Genomic DNA, 16051 nt, shown 5'->3' with positions numbered 1-16051 from the left:
CATCGCGTTCTCCCCCTATTCGCTACTCCCTATTCGCCATTCGCGTTCAATGTTTCGTCGCGCGGATCGCGGCCCACACGGTGGACGGCGAAGCCGGCATGGCAAGATCGTTGCTGCCGATGGCATCGGTGATGGCGTTGATCACCGCCGGCGGTGAGCCGATGGCGCCGGCCTCGCCGCAGCCCTTGATCCCCAACGGATTGCCCGGGCAAGGCGTGTTCGAGGTCGAGACCTTGAACGACGGCAGATCGCCGGCGCGCGGCATGGTATAATCCATGTAGCTCGCGGTCAGCAATTGTCCGCTGTTGTCGTAATAGGCGCCTTCGAGCAGTGCCTGGCCAATGCCTTGCGCCAGCCCGCCATGCACCTGGCCCTCGACGATCATCGGGTTGATGATGTTGCCGAAATCGTCAGCGGCGACGAACTGGACGATCTCGGTGACGCCGGTTTCCGGGTCGACCTCGACCTCGCAGATATAGCAGCCCGCCGGGAAGGTGAAATTCGACGGATCGTAGAACGCCGTCTCCTTGAGCCCGGGTTCCATGCCGCCCGGCAGGTTGTGGGCAGTGTAGGCGGCCAGCGCCATCTGGAACCACGGCACGTTCTTGTCGGTGCCGGCCACCTTCAGCGCGCCGTTCTCGATGATGATGTCGCCTTCGTCGGCCTCGAGCAGGTGCGCCGCGATCTTCTTGGCCTTGGCCTCGACCTTGTCGAGCGCCTTGACGATGGCTGACATGCCGACCGCACCCGAGCGCGAGCCATAGGTGCCCATGCCCATCTGCACCTTGTCGGTGTCGCCATGGACGATCGAGACCGAATCGAGCGGCACGCCGAAGCGCTCATTGACCAGTTGCGCGAAGGTCGTCTCATGGCCCTGGCCGTGGCTGTGAGAGCCGGTCAGCACCTCGATCGTACCGACCGCGTTGACGCGCACTTCCGCCGATTCCCAAAGGCCGACACCGGCGCCGAGCGAGCCGACGGCCGCAGACGGCGCGATGCCGCAGGCCTCAATGTAGCAGCTCATGCCGATGCCGCGCAGCAACCCCTTGTTGGCGGCGGCGGCCTTGCGCTTGGCGAAGCCGGCATAATCCGACGCCTGCATTGCCGCATCGAGCGAAGCGGCATAGTCGCCGGCGTCATAGCACATGATGACCGGCGTCTGATGCGGAAACGCTGTGACGAAGTTCTTGCGCCGCAGCTCAGCCGGCGAAACGCCGAACTGGCGGGCCGCCGTCTCCATCATGCGCTCCATGACGAAGGTCGCTTCCGGCCGCCCTGCCCCGCGATAGGCATCGACGGGCGCGGTGTTGGTGTATATCGCCTTCACATTGGCGTGGATGGCCGGGATGTTGTACTGGCCCGACAGCAGCGTCGCATAGAGATAGGTCGGCGTCGCCGATGAAAACAGCGACATATAGGCGCCAAGATTGGCTTGGGTTTCCACCTTCAGGCCGAGGATCCTGTGGTCCTTGTCGAAGGCCATTTCAGCATGGGTGTGATGGTCGCGGCCATGCGCGTCGGTCAGAAAACTTTCGGTCCGGTCGGCCACCCATTTGACCGGCACGCCGGTCTTCTTTGACGCCCACAGGCAGACGATCTCTTCGGGATAGATGTAGATCTTCGAGCCGAAGCCGCCGCCGACATCGGGCGCGATCACGCGCAGCTTGTTTTCCGGCGCGACATTGTAGAAGGCGCTCATCACCAGCCGCGCCACATGCGGATTCTGCGAGGTCGTCCAGCAGGTATAGTGATCCTCGGCCTTGTCGTAATGGCCAAGTGCGGCGCGCGGCTCCATGGCGTTGGGCACCAGCCGGTTGTTGATGATGTCCATCTTGACGACATGGGCCGCCTTCCCGAAGGCCGCCGCGGTGTCGTCGGCATTGCCGATGTCCCAGTCGAAGATCAGATTGTTGTCGGCTTCGGGGTGGATCTGCGGCGCACCCTTGTCCATCGCCTTGGAGGCATCGACGACGGCCTTCAACTCCTTGTAGGTGATCTCGACCGCCTCGGCGGCATCACGCGCCTGCCCCTTGGTCTCGGCGACGACGATGACGACGGCGTCGCCGACATAACGGACCCGGTCGAACGCCAGTGGCGACCATGCCCCCATCTTCATCGGCGAGCCGTCCTTGGAGTGGATCATCCAGCCACAGATGAGATTGCCGATGCCGTCGGCCTTGAGTTCCTTGCCGGTCAGCACGCCGATGACCCCGGGCATGCCCTGGGCCTTCTTCACATCGATCTTCTTGATCTGCGCATGCGCGTGCGGACTGCGCACGAACGCGGCGTGCTTCATGCCGGGAACCACCATGTCGTCGACATAGCGGCCGGCGCCCGTGATGAACCGTTTGTCTTCCTTGCGCGCGACCCGAGCGCCAACACCTTCAATGCCCATCAGAAATTCCTCCGGAATTTATGGGAGTAGGGCAGTAGGGGAGTAAGGGAGTAGGGAAAAAGAGGCCTCGTTGCGTTGGCCTTTTTGCCCTACTCCCCTACTGCCCTACTCCCTTATTCCCTTGCCTAAGCAGCTTGTTTCGCCTTACCCTTCGACCCCTTCATCGTCGTCGATGCGGCGAGGATCGCCTTGACGATGTTGTGGTAGCCGGTACAGCGGCAGATGTTGCCGTCGAGCTCGGCGCGCACCGTCGCCTCGTCGAGCCCTTCGGGGTGGCGGCTGATCATGTCGGTCGCCGTCATGATCATGCCCGGCGTGCAGAAGCCGCACTGCAGCCCGTGATGTTCCTTGAAGGCGGCCTGCACCGGATGCAGGTCGGCGCCATTGGCCAGGCCCTCGATCGTCAACACGGTGGAGCCGGAGGCCTGCACCGCAAGCATCGTACAGGATTTGACCGCCTTGCCATCGACGTGGACGACGCAGGCACCGCATTGCGAGGTGTCGCAACCGACATGCGTGCCGGTAAGACCGAGATTTTCCCGCAGGAAGTGAACCAGAAGTGTTCGGTCCTCGGCAGCACCGCTGACCCGCTTTCCGTTCACCATCAACGAAACGTCCGACATGGTCCCTCCCTGGGTATCAACCTTGGTATCCACGCTGCCGACGCGGTATTCGCGCTTCGGTGGTGCATTATTCGTACACCGCACATCGGACAAAAAACAGCACGTCGCAAACGCGGAACATTGTACTTTCGGTCATGGCCGCGCCCAAACATGCGGTGCCGGTGGCCCCATTGCCAAACCGCCGATTGAAGGCAACAATGTCGGTCGACGCCCGCGCGCCAGAAGCATTTAAAAACAGCCGCGCACAAAAAAGCGTCGGAGGAAATGCGGAGAACATCGCTGGCCAATTCACAGACCCGCTATGCATGCGGCCTGTCGGCGCTCACCACGGACGAGCCCGACATGGAGGCGTTCGCCAAGGCGATCGCACTGGAAGCAGCCGCCATCGACGCAGGCTTTGCCCTGCTGTTCTTTTCCCAGAGCCTAGTCGAAGCCAGCGCCCTTTCCCAGGCGCTCATGACCAACGCACCGGCGCTCCACCACGCCGGCTGTTCGACTGCCGGCGAGATCACGCCGCAAGGTCTCGAGGATGGTCATGTGCTGGCCATGCTGCTTCCGTCCACCGCGTTCACCGCCGTTAGCGTGATGGTCGAAAATCTGTCCTCGTCGGGTATGGACAGGATCACCGGCGAGGTGGAGACCCTGCGGCGATCGCTGCGCGCGCGCCTCGGTTGCGATCGGACCAAAGGCACTTTCGCGCTCTGCTTCATCGACGGGCTCTCTTATGCCGAAGAAGCGGTGAGTTCAGCCATCCATTGGGGCCTCGATGACATACCGCTGCTTGGCGGCTCCGCCGGCGACGATCTGAAATTCGAGACGACGCGCCTGATCTCGAACGGCAAGGTCACCTCCGACAGCGCCATCATCGTGCTGATATCGACCGAAATTCCCTTCCATGTCTTCAAGACCGACAACTTCGTTCCCACCGATGAAAAACTGGTGGTGACGGCTTCCGATCCCGATCACCGCATCGTGCGCGAATTCAACGCCACCAATGCAGCGCAGGAATATGCCGCGTCCGTCGGCATCGTCGCGCAGATGCTGACGCCACTGAGCTTCGCCTCGCATCCCGTGGTGGTGAAGGTGGGCGGCCAATATTATTGCCGATCGATCCAGAAGATGCATGCCGACGGCTCGCTGTCGTTCTTCTGCGCCATAGACGATGGCGTCGTGCTGTCGATCGCCCAACCAAAGGACATGGTCGAATCGACGCGCGCCGCCCTGCGCGATGTCGAGGAGAGGCTTGGCGGCATCGACATGATCCTCGGCTTCGACTGCGTGCTGCGCCGGCTCGACGCGCGCAATCGGCAGGTGTTTCGCGAGATTTCGGAACTCTACCGGGTCAACAATGTCATCGGCTTCGGCACCTATGGCGAACAGTACCGGTCGATGCATCTGAATCAGACTTTTACCGGCATCGCCTTCGGCGAGCGCCAGGCGGCGGAATAGGACGGCGCAACAAGATGCCGCTGAGGGACATAAACGATCTTGAAAAGCTGAAGAAGATCAACGCGGCACTGGTCAGCCGCGTCGAGCGCTCTATGGACCAGCAAGGCAACGCCTTTTCGCTGTTCCAGACCGCGATTTCGCTGGAAAACCGGGTGCGCACCCGCACCGAGGAACTGCACTCGACCTTGCGCCGGCTGGAGCAGTCGAACATCGACCTCAGCGCCGCCAAGGAAAACGCCGAACTGGCGAACCTGTCGAAAACCCGTTTCCTCGCCGCTGCCAGCCACGACGTGCTGCAGCCGCTGAACGCGGCCCATCTCTCGGTTTCGGCCCTCGCCGAAGTTCAGACCAGCGACGAGGGCAAGAAACTGGTGCGGCAGGTCGAGCGCTCGCTGGAGACGATGGAGGATCTGCTTAGAACGCTGCTCGACATCTCAAAGCTCGATGCCGGCGTGGTGCAGCCCGACATAAGCGATGTCAGCCTGGAGGCGCTGTTCTCGTCGCTCCGCTCGGATTTCCTGCCGGTGGCGGAGATGAAAGGCCTGTCGCTGAAATTCCGGCCGGTCCATGCCGTCGTCCGCTCCGACCGCACGCTGCTGCGCCGTATCCTGCAGAACATTCTCTCCAACGCGCTGGGCTATACACGCTCGGGCGGCGTGCTTGTCGGCACCAGGCATCGCGGCGACACCATCCGCATCGACGTCGCCGATACGGGCTGCGGCATTCCCGACGACCAGCGCGAGGCGGTGTTCGAGGAGTTCCACCGCGGCACCTCGCCGGCCAATGCCGAACTGGACGGTGGCGGTCTCGGGCTCGGGCTCGCCATCGTGCGCCGCATGGCCAGCGCGCTCGGTCATCCCGTGACATTCTCGTCGAAGGTCGGACGCGGCACGATCTTCCACATCGATGTTCCCGTCGGCATCGGCGCGCCAGCCGATGCCATCGCCAGCGTTGCCGACATGGAACGGCCGCGCGGCTATGGCCTGTTCGGCACCAAGGTGCTGCTGGTCGAGAACGATATCGAAGTGCTGCAGGCCATGACCTTCCTGCTCGAACGCTGGCAATGCCTGGTGCGGGCCGCGACCTCGACCGACGATGCGCTCGACATGCTTGGCGACACCGACTGGGTGCCCGACATCGTCATTGCCGACCAGCATCTCGACGGCGGCGATCTCGGCACCACGACCATCGCCGAAGTCCGCGACTATCTCGGCCGCGCCGTGCCGGCGCTGATCGTCACCGCCGACAGTTCGGAAGCGGTCGCCAAAGCCGCCCGCTCCGGCGGCATCGAACTGATGCGCAAGCCGCTGAAGCCGGCACAGCTACGGGCGCTGCTGGCACATTTGCTGGCTTAGGGGCCTACCTTACTCTTAATTCTGCGCTGTCACCGTAATGCCACTCTGTCCGACCGGCGCCAACGTCGTTCCACGACAGCGTTGAACGACCCCGGCTATTCGCTGAGCATCGCTGTCTATATGAATGAGTGTTCTGGCTGTTTGGATTTTACGGATCGACCGTTTGCAAAAGACTGTCCATGCGGTTCGAATAGGCCATGGGCTCAGGCTTGCCCCATCCGTCTCGCTCGGCACATGATGTCGGGCCGGTGCCAATTCAACTGCGGGTGGCTTTAACGCCCGACGCCACGCCCTTGAAGGGAGACGATGATGTCACGGTGTCGAGCATGGCGCACATCTTGTTCGGACCGTCAAAATTGAAGCCTAGACATCTCTGATCAGCGGCGCAGGCCACTACGCAGTCGGCATAGTTGCTCCGCACATTCGCGTAAGCGCCCCCAACGACTACTGTGTCCTTGGCGAAAACGAGGCTAGAGTACTGGAGATTCGCCTTGATGGATCCCTTCGCCGCCATCACTGCATCAGGGCTCCTAACCAGAATCGACCCATTATTTTTCATGAAACAGGCGGCGTGCTTCTTATCATAGGTGAGTGCTAGGCAGCGGCGATCTGCTTCGCATTGGGCCTGACACTGTTCAAGCGAGACATTCCAAGCGGGCATACCCGGCAGATCGTTTCCGATCGCGTCCCATCCGTCCTGCAGGGAGAATGCTTCGGCCGCTGCTGCTGCTTCTTTCCGTTCAGGGCCCATGTCGAAATCGCCTGGCGCGAAATTGGCCTCGTCGAGCCAGAGACAACGGCTGGCGAGTTCTCGTGCCGAATTGTCGTCAAGGCCCACCGATGCGAGTGTCTCGCTCGACGACACCGGTGCCTGCGGCGTCGATGTAGGTGAGGGTCTGTTGACGAGGCTTACCTGAACCTCGACCCCGGTGTTTGCCAGCCTCCGCGTGTAGCACCAAGCTGTATCCCAAGTTGGATTTTTCTCACTCTCAAAATGATGACCGGACTCGAGTTGCCAAGTGCTGCCAGCATAAGGCACTTTGCGATTGGCGAACTTTACGAAATCGAACGTATCTGGATTGGCTGGGTCTGCGGGCGGCGGCGTCGGCTGCTCGATTGACGGCGACTTCGGCTTATCTGTCTTTCCCTCTTCGGCGATTGTCTCTTCACTCGAAATTCTGTCTTCTGATTTCTTCGTCTCCTTTGGTAGGTTCTCGTTCGGGTTTGACGGTTGGTTTTGGGCGACCGGGGGCTCCGGTTGGATCACAGTAGGATCGCGATCAAAGACCAGCCATACACCCACGCCGATACCAATAGCGGCCAAGGCGATGGCAGCGCCGCTAGCCATTCGCCGAAATGCATTGGCACGAACGATCTTGTCGTGCGCATCTGCTTCTGCCTGCAGAGTTGGAATAGCCGACCGTTTGATCTGTAGATCAATCGCTTGTTCGAGCAACTTGGTGTTATGTCGTACGAGCACGTCTACTACCCCGTTTCGCCCCAGTCACCGACTTGTCGAAATCCAATTGCAGCTCACCTTCAAGGTCTTTCGCTATTTGGCCGTACTGCCCTTTTGCAGAAACCCTCACTAGGTCGACTACTTCCGGGGGTAATTCGCGATCCAACGCCCGGCGTAACGCATCCGGGTCGTCAGTGAGGACGGGAACATAGAGAATTTCCTTGACGATCTTTTCGACTTCGACCGGAACCTCGACGCGCCTTTCGACTTCTCTGTCCACCGGGACCTGCACGGGTACCTTGCGGACACGGCGCCACCGCCAGCTTAACAGCATTCGGCGTAACAAACGCGAGAGTTTGCTATCACGCTGAACTTCGGGCTGTGCGCCGATGCGTTGCAGGGCCAGCGCGACCATCGCCGTGATCGGCCCCGCCAATGCGGCGACGAACGCAAGCGAGGCGAACCAGATCGTCGACACCGTGCCGGCCTGAGGCTCTGTGACGTCTTCTGGCTTTACCCCATACCAGCGAGCTGCCAGCCTACGAATCTGATCGTTGCGAGCGACTGGGAGGCGCTCTGTTTCCAGGCGGCTGAGTTCCGTAGCGATCGCCTCTTGCCGCTGCTGATTCTTGGCGAGCGTCTCCGACTTGCGAGCTGCGGCTTCCTGAGCGGTCGCTAGCGCAGTACGTGCCTCGTCAAGCTTACGATCCCAATCGGCCGCGGTGCCATCATAGAGCTTCTCCAGATCGTTGCGCCTAGCCTCAAGGCGCTGTTTGTCTTGGAGAGTCATCGGAGGACTATCTTTCCGCAGCCTCTCATATTCCGCGCGGGCCGCCGCGACTGCGGGCTCCAACTCAGCCAATTTCGGCGCGAATTCGGCCTCTTTTTTAAGCCGCGGATTAGTCAACTTGTTCAGCCCTTCTTCGTTGCGCTGCACTGATGCAAGGTCGCCCGTTTCGCGCGCGCTCTTTATGCGATCCACGTAGCTATCCCGCTGTCGCTCGAACTGCTCCACGGCGTCCTTGATCTCTCGATCGCGCCGTTCCACCAGCGCGCTTAGCGCTGCTTGTTTCTCCTCGATAAATTCTTTGGTTCGCGCCGCCGCTGGTGAAAGGGTGGTTGCGGCCTGCAGCTCTTCGTCAACCTCAGTTATTCGTGCACGCAATTTGTCGCGCTCGGTGTCAGCCAATCCACCGAGCTGCTCCAGATCGCTTCGAGCTTTTGCCTCGTCGTCAGTGTTTCGCAAGCTTTCGGCTACTGCCTTGAGATTTTCGAGTTCTTGCTGGAGTCCTTTAGTTTGGTTGGCGAAATTGGCATATTGGACCTCGCGCATTGTACTGGCTCGCTCCAATCCGAGAAGGACTGTCTCAAAAGTGATGCCGGCCAATACAAGTAGAAACGCCAGGATAACAGGTTTCCAAAACCATGAGGCGCCGAACAGAAGCGTGGCGATTGGGATTTTCGTCAGCTCAGCAATCGCGATCATAAAGAACGGGGCGCTTGCAAGGACAAGGTCCATTGAGTCCGCTGCCTCATTGGCAACAAAGCCGCGGTAACTCAGAGCGACGCCGGTTGTTAGACCGATGATCGCCGCAACGATTTCAAGTGCCCACGCACCGCGATACGTCCACTGGCCATAGCTCGCCAGTTTCTGGCTCATTGCCGTGTGCATATGCAATCCCCACCCTTTGCCCAGCCCATCTTGACATGCAACGCTGGCGATTGCAGCAAAATTTGCCTGTGGATACAGCGTAACTTGGAACAAGGTGAATAACCGGCGAGCCGGTGACAATGAATTTATTGAGTCTGCTAGACCGATTTATTCGGGTGGTGCCTAATCTCGGCAGTGGCAATTGTGATGCCGCAAACAGCGTTGCCGATCACATCGGTGAGGCGCTTCGGGCGTTTGGATTCGGGCTTTTTATTTCCTTTCGCACACAAACGATGCGCTCGAGAGTTTCTGCGTCGGACATCGGCTTTGCTAGTTCGGCTCGTAGCGCCTCGGCGGCCTCCTCACATAGCTCTTACTCTCATAACCAGTGTTGGAATTACTGTGACAGTGCACTTTTTCTCTAGTCCGCACGGCCACCGATGTGAGAGCGCCCCCGCTCCACGGGTTGACCCTCGCTATGCGAGGGAGGCGAGGTTCAAAACCCCGCCTGATCGCGAAACAGCTCGGCATTGTCCAGCTTCGAAACCTCGATCACCGCCTGCGTGCGGCTGTAGACATTGAGCTTGCGCAATATCTCCGAGACATGCGCTTTCACGGTGGTCTCTCCCACCTGCAGCTCGTAGGCGATCTGCTTGTTGAGCAGGCCCTGGCGCAGCATCTGCAGCACGCGCAGTTGCTGGGGCGTCAGCGTCGACAGGCGCTGCACCATGTCGGCGCGGTCGACGCTTTCAGCGTCGGGTGTGCGGCCTTCATAAGTTTCCGGCACATAGATCGCGCCTTCCATCACCGAGCGTATGGCGGCGGCGAGGTCGCTCTTGCGCGCCGATTTCGGGATGAAGCCGGCGACACCATAGGACAGCGCCTCGGAAATGATCTTCGGCTCCTCATAGCCCGAGACGATGACCACCGGCAGGCGCGGATAGCGGGTCCGGAGCTGCAGCAGGCCTTCAAAGCCATGCACGTCGGGCATGTTGAGGTCGAGCAGCGCGAGATCGAACGGCTTGGCGCCGGCCAGAAGGTCCAGCGCCTCGGTGATCGAGCGCGCCTCCACGGTGTCGACTTCCGGGTAGGCCATCTGCACGGCGCTGTGCAGCGCCTCGCGAAACAGCGGGTGATCGTCGATGATCAGGAACCGGGCGCGATCGTGGGTTGCGGTCATAGGGGTTCATTTCAGTTCGTGGGCGATTAGAATAGCCTCGTCAGCATGGCCAGATTATTGCCAAATAGTATATCGCCATCTCCGGCGGAAAGTGCCGCCGGCACTTTCTCGACCAAATCGCCTTGTCCAGGCCCCCAAATCGGTCGAATGTTCCGGCAACCAAGCAGAGACCCACATGACAGAATTCGTCCTTCCCTTGCCCGCAACCGCATCGGTGGCCATTGCGGGCTCGTCCGATCGTTTCGCGGTGCGCCGTATCTACTGCGTCGGCCGCAACTACGCGGCGCATGCCCGCGAATTCGGCAATGACGAGCGTGATCCGCCCTTCTTCTTTACCAAGCCGGCCGACGCGGTGGTCGATTCCGGCACCGCTATCCCCTACCCGCCGCTGACGGCCGATCTACACCACGAGATTGAATTGGTGGCTGCGATCGGCAAAGCCGGCTTCCGCATTGCCCGCGACAAGGCGCTGGACCACGTCTGGGGCTACGGCGTCGGCATCGACCTCACTCGCCGCGATCTGCAGGACGAGGCCAAGAAGGCCGCCCGTCCGTGGGACTGGTCGAAGGCCTTCGACCGCTCCGCGCCTTGCGGCCCGCTGATCCCCGCGGCGAAATCCGGCCACCCACAGAAGGGCCGCATCTGGCTCGCCGTCAACGGCAAGGTCAGGCAGGATGCCGACCTCGCTGAACTGATCTGGCCAATATCGGATATCGTGTCGATCTGCAGCGAGGCGATGGAGCTCGAGCCCGGCGACCTGATCTTCACCGGTACGCCGGCAGGCGTCGGCGCGGTTGGCCCCGGCGACACGATGACCGGCGGCGTCGACGGCATCGGCACCATCGAAGTGACCATCGGCCAGCCGAAGTGAGCGCATGAGCGGCCTCGTCCTGCATAATTACTACCGTTCCTCCACCTCCTACCGGGTGCGGATCGCGCTGGAGATGAAGGGGCTGAGCTACGACTATGTCCCGCATCATCTGCGCCATGGCGAACATCTGGAACCAGCCTATCTCGCGGTCAATCCGCAAGGCCTGGTGCCGGCGCTGGTGCTCGGCGACGGCACGCTGCTGACGCAATCGCTGGCGATCATCGAGTTCCTCGACGAGACCAAACCGGAACCACCGCTGCTGCCGGAGGACCCGGCCGGCCGGGCACGCGTGAGAATGCTGGCGCAGATGATCGCCTGCGACATCCACCCGGTGAACAATCTGCGCGTGCTGACCTCGCTGCGCACGCTGTTCGGCGCCGGCGACGAAGACATCGCCAACTGGTTCCGCCATTGGGTGAACGAGGGCTTTCAGCCGCTTGAAAAGATCATGGCGTCGGCGGCGGAGACGGGTACATTCTGCCATGGCGACGCGCCGGGCCTGGCCGACATCTGCCTCGCCGCGCAGATTGCCAGCAACGCCCGCTTCGGCGTCGACTTGACCCCCTACCCGACGATCGCGCGCATCAATGCCGCCTGCATGGCGCTGCCGGCCTTCCAGAAAGCCGCGCCCCGGAACCAGATCGATGCCGAGTAGAAAAGCCACCGACCCAGGTGAAGCCAAGGCGCTGGCCGATATAGAGGCTTATGGCTGCCACATCTTGCATGTGCTGGAGGAAGGCGACGATCCGCCTTTCACCTATTCGGTTGGAATAGAGCACAACTTCAAGGCGCCGGAACTCATCGTCATCGGCCTGAAGCCGGAAATCTCCCAGTTCATCATCAACGAGTATTGCAGCCGCGTCCGCTCCGGCGAGGTTTTCCAACCAGGGCAGCGATCGTCCGGTTTTATCGAAGGTTTCGACTGTCAATTCGGCGCCGTTCATATCGAACACTATCGCGAGCATTTCGGCTGGGACCTCTGGTTCTACGACGGCCTGGATTTCGGTGTTCTCCAGCTGATCTATCCCACTGTGGACGGCATCTGGCCGTGGCAGGCCGAGGCGAGCGACTGGTTCCGAGCCTGGCAGCCGCTTCTCGACACCGCGCCGTGGCCATAGGCTTATCTGCCGACGCGCAGCGTCAACGCCCAGAACAGCAGCGCCAACAGGCCGATGCCGGCGCCAAGCACACAGACGCCATTCCAGCCCATTGCACCATAAGCCATGGTCGAGGCGATGGAGCCCAGGGCGCTGCCGACCGAGTAGAAGATCATGTAGCCGCCAACCAGTCGGCTGCGCGCATCCGGCCGCCGGGCGAAGATCAGGCTCTGGTTGGTGACGTGGACGGCCTGGATCGCCAGATCCAGCATGACTATGCCGGCGACGAGCAACCACAGAGACATGCCCATGAAGGCGATCGGCAGCCAGGCCGCCATCATCAGCAGCAGGCTGAGGCCGGTGACCAACTGGCCGCATCCACGATCGACGAGGCCGCCGGTCCAGCGCGCACCGAGCGCGCCGGCGACGCCCGCAAGGCCGAAAAGCCCGATCTCGGTATGCGAAAGTGAAAATGGCGCGACGCTCAACGGCAGTACCAGCGGCGCCCACAGCACGTTGAAGCTGGCGAAGATCAGCATGGCCAGCACCGCCCGCACGCGCAGCAGCGGCTCCTGCGCGAACAGCAGCAGCACCGAAGCGAGCAGGCGTGGATAGGATGTGCGTGGCCGCTCCGCCTCGTGGCGCGGCAGGATCAGGTAGAGAACCATCGCCATGACGAGCGTCAACATGGCCGAGACAAGATAAACCCAGCGCCAGCCGGCGAAATCGGCGACGACCCCCGAAGCGAAGCGGGCAAGCAGGATGCCCAGGATGACGCCGCTGGTGACGGTGCCGACCGCCCGCCCCCGCTCCGATGCTACAGCGAGGTCCGCAGCGAAGGCGACCAGCACCTGCACCACCACCGCCAGCAGCCCGACGACCGCGAGGCTCGCCAGCAGCATCGCCGCGTTGGGCGCGATCCCGACCGCCACCAGCGCCACGGCAGACAGAATCGCCTGCCCGGCAATCAGCTTGCGGCGATCGAACAGGTCGCCCAGCGGCACGATGAAGAACAGGCCGAGCCCATAGCCGATCTGCGTGACCGTCACCACGATGCCGACCGAGGCCGGCGCGATAGCAAAATCATGCGCTATGGCGTCGAGCAGCGGATGAGCGAAATAGATATTGGCGACGCTCAGGCCGCAGGCGATGGCGAAGATCAGCGCGGTCAATCGTGACAATCCCGTAGGCGGCGGCGCCACCCGATGCGGCCCATCGGATTGCTCGAGGCTTGTTGCACCGCTGTTCGGCACCTGCATGTTCATGTCTCTCTCCACAAAAGGTTTCAACTTGAAACCTCTTGCTGGATAGGCGGAACAGTTTTATGTTGCAACCGAAATTAGAGCATTGGACCAACGACTGCCATGGTGAAACGAACGAGCCACCACGAAGCGGATTGCTTCATAGCGCGACCACTGGACGCGATTGGCGACTGGTGGTCGCTGCTCATCGTGCGTGACGCCTTCGACGGCTTGCGGCGCTTCGGCGAATTCCAGAAGAGCCTCGGCGTCGCCAAGAACATCCTGTCGTCGCGGCTGCGCAATCTTGTCGCGCATGGCATCCTCGAAACGGTCCCGGCGCCCGACGGCAGCGCGCATCATGAATATGTGCTGACGCAAAAGGGACGCGGCCTGTTCTATGTCCTGGTTGCCCTGCGGCAATGGGGCGAGACCTACTTCGCCGGACCGGGCGAACCCTATACCTTCATGGTCGACAATCTCACCAGCCGGCCGATCAAGCGACTGGAAGTACATGCCGAGGACGGGCGGCAGCTTGCCCCCGGCGAAACCCGGCTTGCCGACTTTCGCAACCGCGGAACCGGTTAAGAGCTGCTGCCTGCCAACAGGCCAGGCGGAATCGATTTCTGCTCGACCAGACAGGGAATCGGCTATCGTTTCCTGCAGCACAGAGGGTGGAGTGACCGATGAAAGCCGTCGTCTTCGAGAAATTCGGCGAAGCGCCGAGGATCCAGACCGTTCCTGATCCGAAGCCGGCCGCTGATGGCGTCGTCATCAAGGTCGAGGCGACCGGTCTGTGCCGCAGCGACTGGCATGGCTGGATGGGTCATGACGACGGCATCACGCTGCCGCATGTGCCGGGCCACGAGCTGGCCGGCGTCGTTGTTGCCGCCGGCAAGCAGGTCACCCGCTGGAAAGCCGGCGAGCGCGTCACCGTGCCGTTCGCCGTCGGCTGCGGCCGCTGCTTCGAGTGCAATTCGGGCAATCACCAGGTCTGCGAACACCAGACACAGCCTGGCTTCACCGGCTGGGGCTCGTTCGCCGAATATGTCGCCATCGAACACGCCGATACCAATCTCGTGCGCTTGCCCGACGAGATGGAATTCGCCACCGCCGCCAGCCTCGGCTGCCGCTTCGTCACCTCGTTTCGAGCCATCGTCGACCAGGGCCGGGTGAAGCCGGGCGAATGGGTCGCGGTGCATGGCTGCGGCGGCGTCGGCCTGTCGGCGATCATGATCGCCAGTTCAATGGGCGCCAATGTCATCGCCATCGATCTCACCGACGAGAAACTGGATTTCGCCAAAAAGATCGGCGCCGTCGCCACCATCAATGCATCCACGACACCGAACGTGGTCAAGGCGGTCAAGCAGATCACCAATGGCGGCGCGCACATGTCGATGGACGCGCTCGGCCACCCCACCACCTCGTTCAATTCGATATCCAATCTGCGCCGGCGCGGCCGCCATGTGCAGGTCGGCCTGATGCTGGGCGAGCATGCCCGGCCGCAGGTGCCGATGGACAAGGTGATCGCCTTTGAACTCGAAATCCTCGGCAGCCACGGCATGCAGGCCTACCGCTACCAGGCGATGATGGACATGATCCGCAACGGCAAGCTGAAGCCCGAACTGCTGGTCGGCAAGAGGATCAGCCTCGACGAGGCGCCCGCGGCCCTGATGGCGATGGGCGGCTTCGAGGGCATTGGTATTGGGGTGGTCACGAAGTTTTAGGCGAGGACGGTACCGTCGTCAGGCGATCGCGCGTCGTGGCAATTCCTGCTTCGCGAATCGCTTGGCGCCGACGACGCAAAGCACGACGCCAAGCGTGACGACCACCATCAGCGGGCTGACCTGCTCGTGCAGCAGCGTCGCTGCCAGTGCCAGTCCGAAAAATGGCTGCAGCAGCTGCAACTGCCCGACCGCGGCGATGCCGCCTTGCGCCAGCCCGCGATACCAGAACACGAAGCCGATCAGCATGCTGAACAGCGAGACATAGGCAAGCCCTATCCACGCACTGACGCCGACGCCGTCGAACGACGGCGGCATGGTCATCAGCGTCAGCACCAGCATGATCGGCAGCGACAGCACCAGCGCCCAGCAGATCACTTGCCAGCCGCCAAGCTTGCGTGACAGCGCGGCACCCTCGGCATAGCCCAGACCGCAGGCGATGATGGCGGCCAGCATCAAACCATCACCCACCGGCGAGGCCGTCACGCCCTGCGTCAGGGCAAAACCCGCGACCAGCGCGCTGCCGATGCATGAAAACAGCCAGAACGCCGGGCGCGGCCGATCGCCGCCGCGCAGCACGCCGAAAATCGCAGTGGCCAGCGGCAGCAGGCCGACGAAGATGATGGAATGGGCCGTGGTGACGTGCTTGAGCGCCAGTGCGGTCAGCAAGGGAAAGCCGACCACCACGCCAAGCGCGACGATCACCAGCGACAGCAGGTCGCCGCGCTCCGGACGCTTTTGCCGAAACAGGAGCAGCAGTGCCAGGCCAAGCAGTCCGGCAATCGCCGCTCGGGCCGAAGTCAGGAATGTCGGATCGAAATCCCTGACCGCCACGCGCGTTGCCGGCAGCGAGCCGCTGAAGATCAACACGCCGATGAATCCATTCATCCAGCCGCTCGCGGTCTTGTCCATCGTATGCTCCGTTTGTCGGCTCCGTATCGCGCGGAGCCGGTAGTATCGCCAGAGACAATGCGGTACAATTACACACAACTGTCATGCTTAGAAGAGC

The 16051-nt window shown here is 61.8% G+C and carries 14 protein-coding genes; 7 read left to right on the top strand and 7 right to left on the bottom strand.

Going from position 1 to position 16051, the window contains the following annotated elements; all coding sequences use genetic code 11:
• Window positions 1-46: 46 nt before the first annotated feature.
• Both NKH06_RS01045 and NKH06_RS01040 read right to left on the bottom strand, forming a co-directional pair.
• A complete protein-coding gene (locus tag NKH06_RS01045) occupies window positions 47-2395 on the bottom strand; it encodes a xanthine dehydrogenase family protein molybdopterin-binding subunit (protein ID WP_023812221.1) in 2349 nt (782 codons plus the stop codon).
• Window positions 2396-2520: 125 nt separating this feature from the next.
• The gene (locus tag NKH06_RS01040) at window positions 2521-3018 is read right to left on the bottom strand and encodes a (2Fe-2S)-binding protein (RefSeq protein WP_023812222.1); all 498 of its coding nucleotides are present in this window, start codon (window positions 3016-3018) and stop codon (window positions 2521-2523) included.
• Between the two features lie 264 nt (window positions 3019-3282).
• Here NKH06_RS01040 and NKH06_RS01035 point away from each other — a divergent pair, with 264 nt between their 5' ends.
• Complete coding sequence (locus NKH06_RS01035; RefSeq protein ID WP_352891903.1) at window positions 3283-4467, top strand: FIST N-terminal domain-containing protein; 1185 nt, start codon at window positions 3283-3285, stop codon at window positions 4465-4467.
• 14 nt (window positions 4468-4481) lie between these two features.
• Window positions 4482-5822 (top strand): hybrid sensor histidine kinase/response regulator, encoded by a 1341-nt coding sequence (locus NKH06_RS01030; RefSeq protein ID WP_023812224.1) that lies wholly within the window; start codon window positions 4482-4484, stop codon window positions 5820-5822.
• 256 nt (window positions 5823-6078) lie between these two features.
• On the opposite strand, the gene NKH06_RS01025 is transcribed toward NKH06_RS01030, so the two are convergent.
• The 3 genes from NKH06_RS01025 to NKH06_RS01015 all read right to left on the bottom strand — a co-directional run bounded on the left by NKH06_RS01025 (window position 6079) and on the right by NKH06_RS01015 (window position 10112).
• Window positions 6079-7302, bottom strand: a complete 1224-nt coding sequence (locus NKH06_RS01025) for a PAN domain-containing protein (RefSeq protein WP_352891900.1) — start codon at window positions 7300-7302, stop codon at window positions 6079-6081.
• Complete coding sequence (locus NKH06_RS01020; RefSeq protein ID WP_127291593.1) at window positions 7286-8941, bottom strand: ABC transporter permease; 1656 nt, start codon at window positions 8939-8941, stop codon at window positions 7286-7288. Before NKH06_RS01020 ends, NKH06_RS01025 begins: the two co-directional genes overlap by 17 nt.
• A 487-nt stretch (window positions 8942-9428) precedes the next feature.
• Window positions 9429-10112, bottom strand: coding sequence for a response regulator (locus NKH06_RS01015; protein ID WP_023812226.1), 684 nt, complete (start codon window positions 10110-10112; stop codon window positions 9429-9431).
• A gap of 175 nt (window positions 10113-10287) precedes the next feature.
• Between NKH06_RS01015 and NKH06_RS01010 the strand changes: the two genes are divergently transcribed.
• From NKH06_RS01010 to NKH06_RS01000, 3 genes are read left to right on the top strand one after another with little or no spacing between them, the layout of a single operon-like run.
• Window positions 10288-10983: a fumarylacetoacetate hydrolase family protein gene (locus tag NKH06_RS01010; RefSeq protein ID WP_023812228.1), complete on the top strand. Its 696-nt coding sequence runs from the start codon at window positions 10288-10290 to the stop codon at window positions 10981-10983.
• Between the two features lie 4 nt (window positions 10984-10987).
• Window positions 10988-11638 carry a maleylacetoacetate isomerase gene (gene maiA, locus NKH06_RS01005; RefSeq protein WP_352552398.1) on the top strand — a complete coding sequence of 217 codons (651 nt, stop codon included), beginning with the start codon at window positions 10988-10990 and terminating at the stop codon, window positions 11636-11638.
• Window positions 11628-12101 (top strand): DUF4262 domain-containing protein, encoded by a 474-nt coding sequence (locus NKH06_RS01000; RefSeq protein WP_023812230.1) that lies wholly within the window; start codon window positions 11628-11630, stop codon window positions 12099-12101. The genes maiA and NKH06_RS01000 overlap by 11 nt, the downstream gene beginning before the upstream one ends.
• A 2-nt stretch (window positions 12102-12103) precedes the next feature.
• Here the strand turns inward: NKH06_RS01000 and NKH06_RS00995 are convergent, their stop codons facing one another.
• A complete protein-coding gene (locus tag NKH06_RS00995) occupies window positions 12104-13345 on the bottom strand; it encodes an MFS transporter (RefSeq protein WP_352891897.1) in 1242 nt (413 codons plus the stop codon).
• Window positions 13346-13444: 99 nt separating this feature from the next.
• On the opposite strand from NKH06_RS00995, the gene NKH06_RS00990 reads away from it, so the two are divergent.
• Window positions 13445-13906, top strand: a complete 462-nt coding sequence (locus tag NKH06_RS00990; RefSeq protein ID WP_023812232.1) for a winged helix-turn-helix transcriptional regulator — start codon at window positions 13445-13447, stop codon at window positions 13904-13906.
• A 98-nt stretch (window positions 13907-14004) separates the two neighbouring features.
• Window positions 14005-15045 (top strand): zinc-dependent alcohol dehydrogenase family protein, encoded by a 1041-nt coding sequence (locus tag NKH06_RS00985; RefSeq protein ID WP_023812233.1) that lies wholly within the window; start codon window positions 14005-14007, stop codon window positions 15043-15045.
• 18 nt (window positions 15046-15063) lie between these two features.
• On the opposite strand, the gene NKH06_RS00980 is transcribed toward NKH06_RS00985, so the two are convergent.
• Window positions 15064-15954 carry a DMT family transporter gene (locus tag NKH06_RS00980; RefSeq protein WP_023812234.1) on the bottom strand — a complete coding sequence of 297 codons (891 nt, stop codon included), beginning with the start codon at window positions 15952-15954 and terminating at the stop codon, window positions 15064-15066.
• Between the last annotated feature and the right edge of the window lie 97 nt (window positions 15955-16051).

This window comes from Mesorhizobium sp. M1342 (assembly GCF_040317955.1).
Classification (GTDB): Bacteria; Pseudomonadota; Alphaproteobacteria; order Rhizobiales; family Rhizobiaceae; genus Mesorhizobium.
The sequence above is the reverse complement of the archived record's forward strand: the minus strand, read 5'-3'. Positions and strand labels throughout refer to the sequence as shown.